This window comes from Mesorhizobium sp. M7A.F.Ca.US.014.04.1.1 (genome assembly GCF_003998745.1).
Taxonomy (GTDB): domain Bacteria; phylum Pseudomonadota; class Alphaproteobacteria; order Rhizobiales; family Rhizobiaceae; genus Mesorhizobium; species Mesorhizobium ciceri.
Window position 1 is genome coordinate 1 of record NZ_RZRW01000003.1, and the last position, 12,914, is coordinate 12,914.

General features: G+C 58.5%; 8 protein-coding genes and 2 pseudogenes. 2 read left to right on the forward strand and 8 right to left on the reverse strand.

Features of this window, described 5'->3' with window-relative positions; all coding sequences use genetic code 11:
• Window positions 1-111: 111 nt before the first annotated feature.
• The 6 genes and pseudogenes from EOA22_RS00420 to EOA22_RS00440 all read right to left on the reverse strand — a co-directional run.
• Window positions 112-1,416: pseudogene (locus tag EOA22_RS00420) on the reverse strand (pitrilysin family protein); the annotation flags it as partial.
• A gap of 276 nt (window positions 1,417-1,692) precedes the next feature.
• A complete protein-coding gene (locus EOA22_RS37570) occupies window positions 1,693-1,965 on the reverse strand; it encodes a hypothetical protein (protein ID WP_024505391.1) in 273 nt (90 codons plus the stop codon).
• A gap of 1,401 nt (window positions 1,966-3,366) precedes the next feature.
• Window positions 3,367-4,695, reverse strand: coding sequence for a HAMP domain-containing sensor histidine kinase (locus tag EOA22_RS00425; protein WP_063169275.1), 1,329 nt, complete (start codon window positions 4,693-4,695; stop codon window positions 3,367-3,369).
• Complete coding sequence (locus EOA22_RS00430; RefSeq protein ID WP_024505389.1) at window positions 4,692-5,351, reverse strand: response regulator transcription factor; 660 nt, start codon at window positions 5,349-5,351, stop codon at window positions 4,692-4,694. Before EOA22_RS00430 ends, EOA22_RS00425 begins: the two co-directional genes overlap by 4 nt.
• A 619-nt stretch (window positions 5,352-5,970) precedes the next feature.
• Window positions 5,971-6,403: pseudogene (locus EOA22_RS00435) on the reverse strand (helix-turn-helix domain-containing protein); the annotation flags it as partial.
• A gap of 244 nt (window positions 6,404-6,647) precedes the next feature.
• Window positions 6,648-7,106 (reverse strand): response regulator transcription factor, encoded by a 459-nt coding sequence (locus EOA22_RS00440; protein ID WP_224570033.1) that lies wholly within the window; start codon window positions 7,104-7,106, stop codon window positions 6,648-6,650.
• A gap of 751 nt (window positions 7,107-7,857) precedes the next feature.
• On the opposite strand from EOA22_RS00440, the gene EOA22_RS00445 reads away from it, so the two are divergent.
• Both EOA22_RS00445 and EOA22_RS00450 read left to right on the forward strand, forming a co-directional pair.
• Window positions 7,858-8,979: a DUF418 domain-containing protein gene (locus EOA22_RS00445; protein WP_063169274.1), complete on the forward strand. Its 1,122-nt coding sequence runs from the start codon at window positions 7,858-7,860 to the stop codon at window positions 8,977-8,979.
• 1,543 nt (window positions 8,980-10,522) lie between these two features.
• Window positions 10,523-10,735, forward strand: a complete 213-nt coding sequence (locus EOA22_RS00450) for a cold-shock protein (protein WP_008874821.1) — start codon at window positions 10,523-10,525, stop codon at window positions 10,733-10,735.
• Window positions 10,736-10,963: 228 nt separating this feature from the next.
• On the opposite strand, the gene EOA22_RS00455 is transcribed toward EOA22_RS00450, so the two are convergent.
• Window positions 10,964-11,434 carry a MucR family transcriptional regulator gene (locus tag EOA22_RS00455; RefSeq protein ID WP_024505385.1) on the reverse strand — a complete coding sequence of 157 codons (471 nt, stop codon included), beginning with the start codon at window positions 11,432-11,434 and terminating at the stop codon, window positions 10,964-10,966.
• Window positions 11,435-12,328: 894 nt separating this feature from the next.
• Window positions 12,329-12,871, reverse strand: a complete 543-nt coding sequence (locus EOA22_RS00460; protein WP_082826568.1) for a tetratricopeptide repeat protein — start codon at window positions 12,869-12,871, stop codon at window positions 12,329-12,331.
• Window positions 12,872-12,914: the final 43 nt, after the last annotated feature.

The following is a 12,914-nucleotide window of genomic DNA, read 5'->3' on the forward strand; positions in this document are numbered from 1 at the left end:
GATTTCCACTGTGTGGTCCTCCACCAGCCAGGCGATGATGCCCTTTTCGGACTTCACCTCCTGGATGTTCATCGCAGCATGGGGCCGAGCGCCGAGCGTCATCTCTTGATTCTCCGTCTTGGGCAAGAGATAGCCCGTGGTCGAACGGTCGAACGCGAGATAGCGGGCGGCAACTGCTTTGATTTGCTCGGGGGTAACCTTGCGGATGCGATTCGGCCGTTCCTCGACATCCTTCACGGTACCGCCGGTGGCCAGCGTCGAGCCGTAGATGCTGGCGAGCCAGTCCAGGTTGTCTTCCGCAAAGATCATATTGAGCAAATAGTGGTCCTTGGCCTTGCCTAGTTCCTCGTTGCTGACACCATCCTCGGCAATGCGGGCAACTTCGGCAGCGGCCGCCGCTTCGAGATCAGCCAGCTTGGCATCGCCGCGCGGTGCGCCATAGATGGCGAACTTGGTGTCGTCGAGCATAGTGCCCTGGAAATAGACGCGGGCGCTGGAAGCGATACCTTGCTGGACAGCGAGCGCCTGGTAGAGCCGGCCGCGGTTACCGCCGCCGAGAATTTCGGCCAGCAGGTCGAGCGCTTCGGCCTCGCCCGGCTTGGCGGTGTGGTAGGACGGCACCACCCACTGCGTCGAAAAACTGGGCACGCTGACGCGGGCGTCTGAGAGCGTGACGGTGCGCCTGGTGTTCTGCTCGGGCTCAACCGGCCGGATGCGCGGCGGCAGGTCAGGTCCGCGCGCCACCTTGCCATAGGTCTTTTCGGCCAGCGCCCGCACCGTGTCCGGTTCGACATCGCCGGCCACGATCAGCACGGAGTTGTTGGGCCAGTAGTACTTTTCATAGAAGACGGTGGCGTCGACGCGGTTCAGCTGCTCGATCTCCTGCATCCAGCCGATGATCGGGATGCGATAGGGGTGGTTCTGCCACAGCGTCGCGTCGATCTCCTCATGGAGAACGTCCTGCGGGTTGGTGTCGGTGCTTGAGCGGCGCTCCTCGATGACCACATCGCGCTCGGTCTTGACGACATCGTCGGTCAGGATGAGGTTTCGCATTCGGTCGGCCTCGAAGCTCATCATCAGCTCGAGCGCCGACGGCGCCACTGTCTGATAGAAGGCGGTGTAGTCGGAGGAGGTGAAGGCGTTGTTGGAGCCGCCGATCTCGAACACTGCGCGGTCGAATTCGCCGCCCGCATGGTTGGTCGTCGCCTTGAACATCAGATGCTCGAAGAAATGGGCGATGCCGGATTTGCCCGGCGGCTCGTCGGCGCTGCCGATCTTGTACCACACCATGTGGGTGACGATCGGCGCCCGGTGGTTGGGAATGACGACCACCTCCATGCCGTTGTCGAGCACGAAATCCCTCGCCTTGCCGTCCTCCCATGCGACGGGGATCGGAGCCGGCCCCGCGCCGACCAACTCGGACGCAACGGACGTCCTGCGAAGCCCATGAGTGCGGGGCTTGCTTGGTAGTTCTGGTAGGGAGAGTGGGGTTATGGGCTGCGTTCCTGGCAAAGTGATCTGTTCCTCATTTTGAAGGATCTATGTCTCCCGAACGCCTATTGGGAGAAAGTGGATCGGCACGCGACGCCGAGCCACATGAGCCGTCAGCGTGTTGCTGGGCCTGACGCGAGCCTCATCTTTGGATGCGTCCGGGAAACTTTCGGCATGGTGAGGCCATGGGAAGTCTGCTCGTTATCCATTGGGTGTTTGCGGATACCTGAGCATGCCCCGTGCCAAGTAAGAAAGCCCCGATTCGCAAGGTTTGATCCAACCTTGATACTTGCGATATCCGACATTGTCGGGCATCCGACAGAAAGCGCCTTTCGCCGGCGCGCCGGCTATGACGCTCGCCTCCTCCGGCGTGACGACGATCCTTTGGCGGGCGCCGCGCACACCGATCTGCCCGCCTATCAGCACCGCGACATCGAAGGACAGCGCGATCGTGACTGGATGGGTCTTACGCAAACATGCAGCAGTGCCACCGCGATCAGGACTTCATCCGCCCCACAAAGACCCGAGCGCGAGGGACGACGTGTAAGGCAACATGTCATCCTCGATAATGATGCCGCGCATAAAGAGGTAAGGTCCCTCGTCGTACCGGCGAGCCCCTTCGCTGGGTCTCGCGAGGGTCTGGTTTGCGAACGTCGACCGACAGCATCACGGCATGGGCGGCCCCATCGGTAGGCAAGCATTGACCGTGCCATCAGCGTTGAGGCAGCGCAGAGCCCAATTTCCCGGTGCCAGCCGGTACGTTGGAGCTTCAACTGTGGCCAGCCAAGCGGGCCGAGGCCGTGAAACTCCTGATACCCTGGACCGTCCGGATTGCAACGCACGACGCCTTGGTCTCGCGCCAACGTCCATTGACGCTCAGCGAAGCATCATGCGGACGAGCTGGGAAAGCTTGGCCGGGCCGGCGCCTTCCCAGGCGCATGGGACGCGCGACGACCCATGTGGACCTTGGATTTCACTACGCACTTACGCTGCTTTGGCCTTGTCAGCAGCCTGAGCATAAAGCGTGCTCAGCTTTCAGGGCGAGCCTCTTTCATGTTGATAGCATCTGTCGTCATTCAGGATCGCCCCATTTTCGCATGCCGCTTGCAGCTTTCAGACTGTTGTCAGCCAGGGCCGCCATAAAGGGTCTCGTTTAACGCATTCGGGAGGCTTCATCACTCGACCACATTAATTTCGGGCCGTTCGCCGGCGCTCCGAATGGCACTTAACACCAGATCCTCTCCAAACCCGTGATGATCCAAGAGGAAAACGAAAAATCCCTAAATCATAAAAAAGCACCGATACGGTCGGCTCCAGGCTGATGAAATTGCGGTCTCACTGGCCACGCACGATACTTGCGATGGCGATGGCCATTGCAAAGGCCGGTCAAGCACCCAAGACGCTGACAAGCACGCCTCCGACCAAAGCTCGATCGTTGGCAGCCTTTCTAGCCGTATACTTGGGGCATTTTGGGACGGCGATCCGGACGCCGATTAAAACCTGCCGGTCGTCTAAATGGAATGGTTGGTCCGGGTCCTTACTGGACCTGCGCCAACCCGATCGGGCCGGCGCACAGGGGCACCCAGACAATTGGACACGTCGCCTTTGCGCGGCGGCTTGCACTTTCTCGGATGGCCTTTTTTCTCCCCGGGCGAAATCGAGCGAGCGGTGAGGCGGAGCCTTCGATTTTGCCGATCATGTCGTGTCGCTTCGATCGAACTGCTCAGACGATGATAGCGGCATTGATTGCCGCGGCCGAAATGCGTTGTGTGAAGTACGATTTCTACGCCGTATACATACTGCCGTACAGTTCGCCCTGTCAGCAGCCTTGCCAGCAATCCGCCCTGTGTCCAACTGTCGTCGAATTCACCGGTGTCATTGAGGAATTCGTATGATCGCCTCGAAACCATCATTGCGACCGCGGGCGGGCGACGCAAGCTCTAGACTGCCACCGATCCGCTGGATAACCATGTTAGCGATATGTAGACCAAGGCCTGAGCCCGCAGCAGGAGTAGCACCACGACTAAATCGCTTTGTAAGCCCTTCGAGGTCGGGGAGGGGCACCACCGGTCCGGCGTTTGCAATAGCGATGGTTCCATCAGTTTGGACGGAAACTGTTGTCGGAACAGTGGGCAGTCCATGTATCAGCGCATTCTCGATCAGGTTACGAAGGAGGATCCCAAACGCATCGACATCCACTTTGCGCATCAAAGTGGGGCAGCCGTCGACGTTAAGATGCAGGCGTCCGGCATATTGCGGCTTTTTCCTCAGGTCATCGATTTCCAGCCGAACCGATCGGACAAGATCGATCGCGTGATCCGCCATGCCAACCCCCGATTCGGCTTGAGCGAGCTGAAGCACTTTTTCGACAAGGCGGCCAAGGCTCGACAGCGCTTGCTCGATGCCGCGCGCACGCATTTTGGCCGACCCATTGGGAAGCTCGGCCACTAATCTCTGCATCTGAGCGATTGAACCTGCGATCGGCGTGCGCAGTTCATGCGCACTGTTTGCGGCGAACTCGCGTTCGGCCTCGAGAGCCGCCCGCAGACGATCGAGAAGCCGATTGACGGATGCCGCGATTGGAGCCAACTCTGCCGGGAAATCGCCCAAGTCCATTGGTGACAGATTGCCGCCGTCGCGCGATCCGATCTGCTGTCGCAGTACCTCGATTGGCCGCAGCGAGCGCCGGATCACGATCCACCAAACAGCTAAGCTAAAGGGCAGGAGCACGAGTGTCGGAAGGAAGACAAAAAGTGCGCCCTTCGCGATTGTGGTACGGCGGCCATCAAGCGGTTCGGCCAACTGATGATACACGCCGTCTTGGATCTCCTCTGTGTAGACGCGGTAATCAGCGTTTCGCCAAAAGCCGTTACTCAGGGGAGCATCAGGGAAGGGCTGCTGACCCTCTTCCGGTTCAGAAATAAGCACTACCCCGTACTTATTAATAACCTGCTCACGATAGGTCCAGTACTTTTCATAAGTTGGCAAGTGGTTATTGTATTGATCAACGTGTTTTCCATTCAAGACCTTGATCAGCTCTGGTTCTCTGTACTCTGCGCTCCCCTGGAGCAAGTCATCCGAACTTTCGTTTACATTATTGCAAAAAATGAACGCAGCAATGGTTGGGGCGGCGATCCAAACCAGGAGCGTTGCCCCGCCTAACCACGATATCAGCTTTCTCGTCATGCTGTTCGAGTTCGTCATGTGACCACGAGCCTGTATCCGGAGCCACGCACGGTTGCTATTCTATCCCCGCCGATCTTCTTGCGGAGCCGGCTGACATAAACCTCCACTGTGTTGCTCTCGAACTCCGAATTGAATGAATAAAGCGCGTGCTCGATCCTCCCCTTTGAAACGACCGAACCGGGCCGGCGTAGAAGGCAGTCGAGCACCGCCCATTCGCGTCCAGACAGGTGGACCTCCTGCCCGTCGCGGAAGAGGCGTCGCTCGGCTGCCTGTATGGAAAGCGTCCCAACCGAAAATTGCGGCTCCGGAAAATGCCCTTGGCGACGTGCCACTGCACGGATGCGTGCCGAGAGTTCCCCCAGATCGAACGGCTTGACCAAATAGTCGTCGGCGCCAGCGTTGAGCCCCTCGATGCGATGCGAAATCCGATCGCGGGCTGTCAGAATGATGACCGGCGTTGTATCAAGCCCCTTGATCAGCTCCCGCAGATAGTCGATGCCATTGCCGTCCGGCAGGTGAACGTCGAGCAAAATAACGTCGTAGCCGGCCACAGCTGCATGACCGCGCGCTCCGGACAGGCCCTCGGCCCAGTCGACCGCGTGGCCACCAGCCACCAAATGATCGTGCACAGCACTTCTAAGGTCGTCGTCGTCTTCAATGAGCAGTATTCGCATCAGGCTGCCGAGCTCCGGTATGAGGGCAAGGCTCCTGCCTTATTGATCGAAGCTGACAGTAGGCTGAACCGGCGCCAGCGAATATCTGGGGGCTTTCAGGCTGCTGTCAGCTACAATTGCAAGAAAGGGGTCGTTAACAAAGCCAAACGAAGAGGCCTTATGAAACCCCTCCTGATCTCGGCACTTTTGCTCAATGTGACCACCGGCGGCTGTACACTGGTTGGCGGGCAATTCGACGTGGCGGTCAACGAATGGCAGCCGCGCCACGCGTCAATGTCCAGGCTTGAAACTGACAGGTGTCTTAAATACGAGGGCACCGTAGCGGGTGCCTCCAGTTATCGAACAGTGCCTAGCAGGTCAGAAGTGCACTTTGACCATAGGGGTCGTCCGTATTTTCGGCGCTCGCGAACAGAGTCGACGGTCAATCGATGCGCCACTGCCAGAGTCTGGAACGGTCAAGTGTTTGTTATCCCCCGTCCGGGCCATATTCTCTGCCGAGGACCAAGAAGGCCCTATTTTCGGTGCCCACGAACAGAGCCAACGGTCAATCGATGCGCCACTGCCAGGGTCTGGAACGGTCAAGTGTTTGTGATCCCCTGTCCCGGCCGTGTTCTCTGCCGAACTCGCCCTTGTAGTCGGCACACCAAAGATCGTTAGGGCGACAGCCGTTTGAAAGTGGTGTCCCCGTCGCCCTGTTGCGCCTGCGCTTGCGGCGCTCGACCATGCCGTGGCGGTCGAGCACGGCATGCACGGCCGAGATCGCGGGCCGGTGCACATCCGGATACAGCCGGGCCAGCCGCTCGCGTATCTTCGGCGCACCCCATGTCGGCTTGTCTTGCTTGAGGCGCACAATCAGCTTCTCGATTTGAAACGGAAGCTGATTGGCGTGGCGATAGGGCCGCCGCGATCGGTCCGTCAGCCCTCCAGGCCGCTGTCGTTGTAGCGCGTGAGGATCTTGTAGCCGGTCTTGCGCGAGATATCGAACTCCCGGCAAAGCACCGCCATCTTCTCGCGTCCAGCAGCCGGGCGACGAACTTCAGCCGCTCTTCCATGACGTTACACTCCTTCCAAGGCACCTTGCTCTCCTTGCAAAGGGCCGAAAGTGTAACCCATCTATCCGGAATGAACTGTCACCCATCTCTCGGGAAGGAAAGTCATGGCCAAGGCAACTGGAAGCCGAATTTTCTTTTAGAGTATGAATCAGCGCCGTCTGCCGAAAAGCGCGTCCACGATCTTCCCTTTTGAAACGACCGTGCAGGGCTGGGGCAGACGGTAGTCGAGCACCGCCCATCCGCGTCAAGTCAGGTAGACCTCCTGCCCGTCGCGGAAGAGGCGTCGCTCGGCTGCCTGTATGGAAAGCGTCCCAACCGAAAATTGCGGCTCCGGAAAATGCCCATGGCGACGTGCCACTGCATGGATACGCGCTGAGAGTTCCCCCAGATCGAACGGCTTGACCAAATAGTCGTCGGCTCCAGCGTTGAAGCCCTCGATGCGATGCGAAATCCGATCGCAGGCTGTCAGAATGATGACCGGTGCCGATTCAAGTTCCTTGATCAGCTCCCGCAGATAGTCGATCCCATTGCCGTCCGGCAGGTGAACGTCGAGCAAAATAAGGTCGTAGCCGACCACAGCTGCATAATCGCGCGCTTCGGACAGGTTCTTGGCCCAGTCGACCGCGTGGCCACCAGCCACCAAATGATCGTGCATAGCACTTCCAAGGTCCTTATCGTCTTCAGTGAGCAGTATTCGCATCATGCTGCCGAGCTCCGGTATGAGGGCAAGGCTCCCATCTTATTGGTCGAAGCTGACAATAGGCTGAACCGGCGGCAGCGAATTATTTGGGGAGCTTTCAGGCTGCTGTCAGCTACAACTTGCAAGAAAGGGGTCGTTAACAAAGCCAAACGAAGAGCCCCTATGAAACCCGTCCTGAACTCGGCACTTTTGCTCAATGTGACCCCCGGCGGCTGCATCAGCAAATTGATTTGGGAAACAGGCGCGCCGGTTCTAATGACCGACGCAGGCCGAGGTCTGGAGCTGGACCAGCGAACGGCGTCTTCGGTTTTTCAGGCAACAGCCACATGGAAGAATATGATTGGCTCGACCATGCGCCGAGCTTTGTCGAACGGATTGGTCGCGGGCGCACTACCACAGATTATGGCAGGTTTACGCCCTGGCCTTGACACCCGGGGTGATCGTCACCGGCGGAGCCGCGGCGTACTGATCGGATATCTAACGTCGCTGAGTCTCTCGTCGGTGCAGTGGATCTCTCGGCTTAGCCATCATGCAAAAAACGACGGTTCCGCGACACCACTTTTCAGGTCCGTGACACAGGCTTTGTGAGCCGATCTGTTGTTCTTACCCCAGGCTAATGGCTGAACAGCTCTGTCGCCGGCTCGATGCGCCAGATGGCGCGATGTTTTGAACCCTTTCACGAGGCGACGGCAGCAGCCGACCGGCTCTCCTATCGCGGCTCCCGCGATCCACACACCCAACAAGGGAATCTACCATGGTAATGAAGGCACCGGTTGCCGACGCTAGGAATGGGTCGGTAGTAGATCGGCTGGTCGGCATCGACCTCGCTCGGGGCCTGGCTGTCTTCGGGATGTATGCCGCCCATCTCGGTCCCGACCCCGGCGAAGGAGGACTAGTCGGGTTTCTGATGGAACTAACCCATGGGCGGCCGTCGGCCCTGTTTGCCGTATTGGCCGGTTTTTCAATCCTCCTGATTACAGGTCGCAAGGCGCCGAAGTCGGGGATAGCCGGTAGACAGGCCATCGCCAGAGTCGCAATTCGTGCCCTTGTTTTGCTCGCGCTTGGCTCAATCCTGGGCTGCCTCGGTACCCAGGTCGAAGTCATCCTAGAATACTACGGAATTTGCTTCTTGTTGGTATTGCCGCTCCATCGGCTCAGCGCATATCAGCTGGGCTTGATCGCTGCCGCTACGGCATTAGTTCTCCCGCAAGTCCGTTCCTCCCTTCTGTCGGTTGCCCCCAACCTCCTCGACCCGGTCTTCAACCTCATGGTCAACGGCTACTATCCCGCGGTGACCTGGGTTCCTTTCCTCATCGCTGGCATGGCCATCGCGCGCCTTAATCTTAATACGCTAGCAGCGCATTGGCGCCTTGGTCTGGCGGGGGTCGCGCTGGCCGTGTTGGGCCATGGGGGATCCTTGCTCGCGCTGAGTTCCCGCGCTTTGACTGAAACCTCCTTGTGGTGGTCTGACGTTGACGGCGCTTTTGAGCCTTCCAAGTCGTCATTTATAGTCAAGTCGTCATGGATAGCCGCACCTCATAGCGAAACGACGCTTTCGATCGTGGGCAGCACCGGTTGCGCAATGATCATCTTGGCGGCTTGCATGCTCGCTGTGGATGCGCTCCCGCGTCTGCGAAAGCTGGTCTGGCCAATAATCGCAGTCGGCTCGATGTCTTTGACGGCCTATGTGCTGCACATTGCGGGAATAGCCTATCTTATGAAGATAAACATTTTCAAAGACGAGAGCCTGTCCACGCTCTTTGGCTTCGTTGTGGTTATCAGCACTTTTGCGGTGCTTTGGCTGCGCATCTTCCAGCGAGGACCGATGGAAGTGCTGATGGGTAGGGTCGCAGATCTCGCGCGTCACATCCGCTGAGCACCGCCGCGCCCCGGCCTCCCGATCACATTACGGACAAGGTGGGGCTTTGTCCAAAGCTTGTTCGCGGCAGGGGAGGGTACTTCCTCCCAGCCTGCCGCCTTGTTGATGGAAGCTAAAACGGTCGCGCAGGCGCTAGAGTTGCATCGGCATAATCAGCTTAAACTCGCGAAGTTAAACCCGCGGTTGGTCTATCTCGGCCCGCCTCACCTGAAAGGCTAAGGTATCCGTTTCGGTCAAGGGTTTTAGGGGCCATTTTCGCTGCGCCTTGAGGAGAGCGTTTGCTAGGATGAGGAGCTTTCGCAACAAGATGATGACCTTTGCGGGTTTGCCTGCCGCCTTTAGCGCCTGGTATTTTGCCTTGAGGTCGGGGTTGAAGCGCAGGGCGAAGGGCCGGGCATGTAGAGGGCCTGGCGAACATTGGCCCGGCCGCCCCGGATGAAGGCGCGGCCGCTCCATTTTGCCGAGGCCGGCGAGGCTTGCGGCCTTTGGTTCCGAGTTCCGGCATGTCGATGGTGAGTGTGCAGGCGGTGGCATCCGATGCGCCATATGCTGGTCAGGATTTCGCGGCGCTGGACAGCGTCGGGATCGGCTTTCATGAGGGTAAGCATCGTCTGATCGATATCGCTGAGTTCACGTGGATCTGCTTCCAGCCACTCGTTGTTGTGGCGCCTGAGCAAGGCAAGCGGTCAAGGTCTGGCTCTGGTGCTGGCTGCGGTGCGATCCCCGCACGGGCCAGGTGCCGATCGTGTCGACGATCCACCTCGCCGCGACCAGAGAGCTGCTACTCTCTTCCGCTGTTCATTCTGGCCTCTTCGCAATGAATGTCATAAAATCACCTGTCGCAATTAATGGTTTTTGATTTGGCTCCTACAGCTGGCAGATATCGCCGAGAGTTCCGCAGAGAGCGTCGAAAGTTTTGGCCGCCTTCTTCCGCAGCCGCGCCTTGAGTTTTGAGCAGACCTGTCTTGATCGGGTTGAGATCGGGCGAGCATGGCGGCAGGATCAGGAGCCAGTGCCCCTTTGGCCAACCAGTGGGCGGCGCGTACCTTGCCGACAATCTGGGGTTCCGAACCCGACAGTTGGTTTTCAACCCGACAGTGGCCCGCCTCAGAGCAGGCTACCGCCCTTCGGAGCAGGCAGAAGCTAATCGAGGTTCGCGGGTTCCGGTTTGAATGTGCAGGTCGCTGCGCGCCTGATCTTTCGGTCTGGCGGCACATGACAAAAACTCTCATTTTGGCCGACGATACCCGGTCAGGAGCGGGTATCGCAGTCGAGAAGCGACCCGAGCACGTCCACAAGATGTGCCGAGTTTGCAAGGTGTGTCATTGTTTCTGTCAACGTTCGAGCGACAGCGCACGACGAAACGTCTGGCATACGCCTCGTCTGGCACGCGCCTCGCATATGTTGCAGTTGCTGCTGGAGATCAGGCGATCGAGTGGGCCTTGCAATTTTCCGATTTTGATGCGCCTAAAGTCTCGTGTACAAATCAGGCTGGCGTGAATGGCCTGCCTAAGTTGCGACTTATTACAAAGGAATGGATATGGCGACTGGAACGGTGAAGTGGTTCAACAGCACGAAGGGTTTTGGTTTTATTCAGCCTGACAACGGCGGTCAGGATGTCTTTGTCCACATTTCCGCTGTTGAACGAGCGGGCCTGTCGACCCTTAATGAGGGCCAGAAGATCAACTACGAGGTGGAACAGGATCGCCGCACGGGAAAGTCCTCTGCAGGCAGCCTCAGCAAGGCTGGCTAACGGTCCGGGAAAGCCTTGGCAAGGTTCGTCATCGCCGGAACGCATTGACGGCTCGAAACCCGGGCCGGAGCATGCAAGTTAATGCCGCGGCAGGGATTGCTGGAGCCATCATGAATTACTCTGGAAATGAGGCTCTTGGACGGGAAAGGCGGGGCTCATCCCCGCCCTTTGATTCCGCGCAGATTGGGCCAACGGCTGCTGCGCGTCCGAACGACTGTTGATACGGATTTAGGCTGCGACCTTCTTGCGGGTCCGTTTCGCCGGCGCCGTGGCTGGGGCTTCCGGCTCTTTCGGTTTGCGGCCGAGTCCCATGGTCTTGGCCAAGGCGGAGCGCGCAGCGGCGTAATTCGGCGCCACCATGGGATAATCCGACGGCAGACCCCATTTGGCGCGATATTCGTCTGGGGTCAGACCATAGTGCGTCGCCAGATGGCGCTTTAGCGATTTGAATTTCTTGCCGTCTTCAAGGCTAATGATGTAGTCCGGTTCGATCGACTTTTTGATCGGGACAGCAGGTTTTTTTACAGGCACAGGCTCTTCTGCCGGTATGAGTCCAGCCGTGCCGTTTAGAGCCCCGTGCACTTGGGCGATCAGGGCAGGAAGCTCCCCCGCCGGGACGGGGTTGTTGGAGACGTAGGCTGATACAACATCGGCAGTGAGCTCGATGAGGATGTCGGTCTTGTGGGGTTCTTCTGTCATAAACTTCTCCGGGCAGCTTGAAACACAGTTGGGCGAAGTGTCGCTTCATAGTGGCGGTTGCCGCTGAAAGCAAATGGATCGACGGGTGCGCTGCTCCTCCACCATTGAAGTCTCGGCGACGCATCCCGTCATCGTCCATCGCTAAAGGCAGCGTATTGAATTATGGGAGCGGTCGCGCCCGCCCCACCATAGCGATACAGCAAGACAATCAAAAAAGCCGGTCTTTGCTTGGCCCCAAATCTTTTCTCCTTTCGTGAACGCTGAGCTGCCAAGCTGCTACAGTTCACCTCGCGGGGCAACCGTGCACAACACAGGAGTTGCCCGAGCGATACATTCTTCACTTGCCGCTTATCAGCGCTGGTGATTGCACTTTGCAGCCTGCCTCCGGACCCGCAGCGCTCACGCTGTTGGTTTTGCGCCTGCAGGCGTCGGAAGTCGGATCGCCGCAGCTAATTTCCTCAGGCGGACGAATTCAACAAATCGATTGTTTGGATCGAAGGCATCCACACCATCGATGCCTCTAGAATATGATCCAGCTACAATCACCGTGCTGTAATGGCAGGGACGGCCAGCACAAGCGCGACACGATCCGGCGGGTCCATCGCTGCGTTACGTATTCATGGCTACTGCATCGGGCGCTCGGTCGACCGCCTTAAGCCAGGTCGCCGCATTGCGAGACGGTGACCGGCGAGGGAGAGGGCGCTCTGGCAACGAAGCGAGGCGGGTGGCCTTGCGGGTGGCCGCGTGATGTCATCCGGCTCTCCTGCCGATCTCTGCCGGCCAGATCTGGAGCAACTGTTTTGCATAGATATGGCTCTCTTCAGGGGGCCATCTATGATGGGAGCCGAGCGCGTGTTCGAGCCGGGGAACAGGCTGCGCATGCACTGTGCCCACCTATTGCGATCGTGCTAACCTTGGTTGTTCGGACTTGCCGTTAAAGGCAAGCGACAGATTGAAGTTATGCTGCACCATCTGATTGCCTGGCTCGTTTTCGAGAGCTCGCCGATACAGGGCCTGTGCCGCGTCATGCCGCCCCTCAATGTCCAAAATCACGCCCTTCGCATTCAATGCACGTACGTTTCCTGGGGCTGCAACCAAGACGCTGTCGAGCACCTCAACCGCTTCGTGCGGGCGCTTCTGGCCCACCAAGGCATTTGTAAGTCGTATCGCCGCATCAACATTGTCCGGGTGCTGCTTCACCTCATCCCGCAAAGCCCGCTCTTGAACATCCTGACCAACTTCGCGCAAAATGCGTTCGCGCATAGCCGGATCGATTTGATCGGCGCTGAGCAACTCGGGGGAAGATGTCTCCTGCACGGAAAGAGCCGGCTTTTGCCAGCTGGCGCAACCGCCCAAAGGCAGAATGGCGAGTACGGCAAAAAGAAGTGAGTTCCGGCGCAGAAACATAGGCGATGGAGAAACTGTATTACTATTCATGTTATCTCTCAGTTATCGGGGAGGCGCGTGGCGTTCAGTTAGG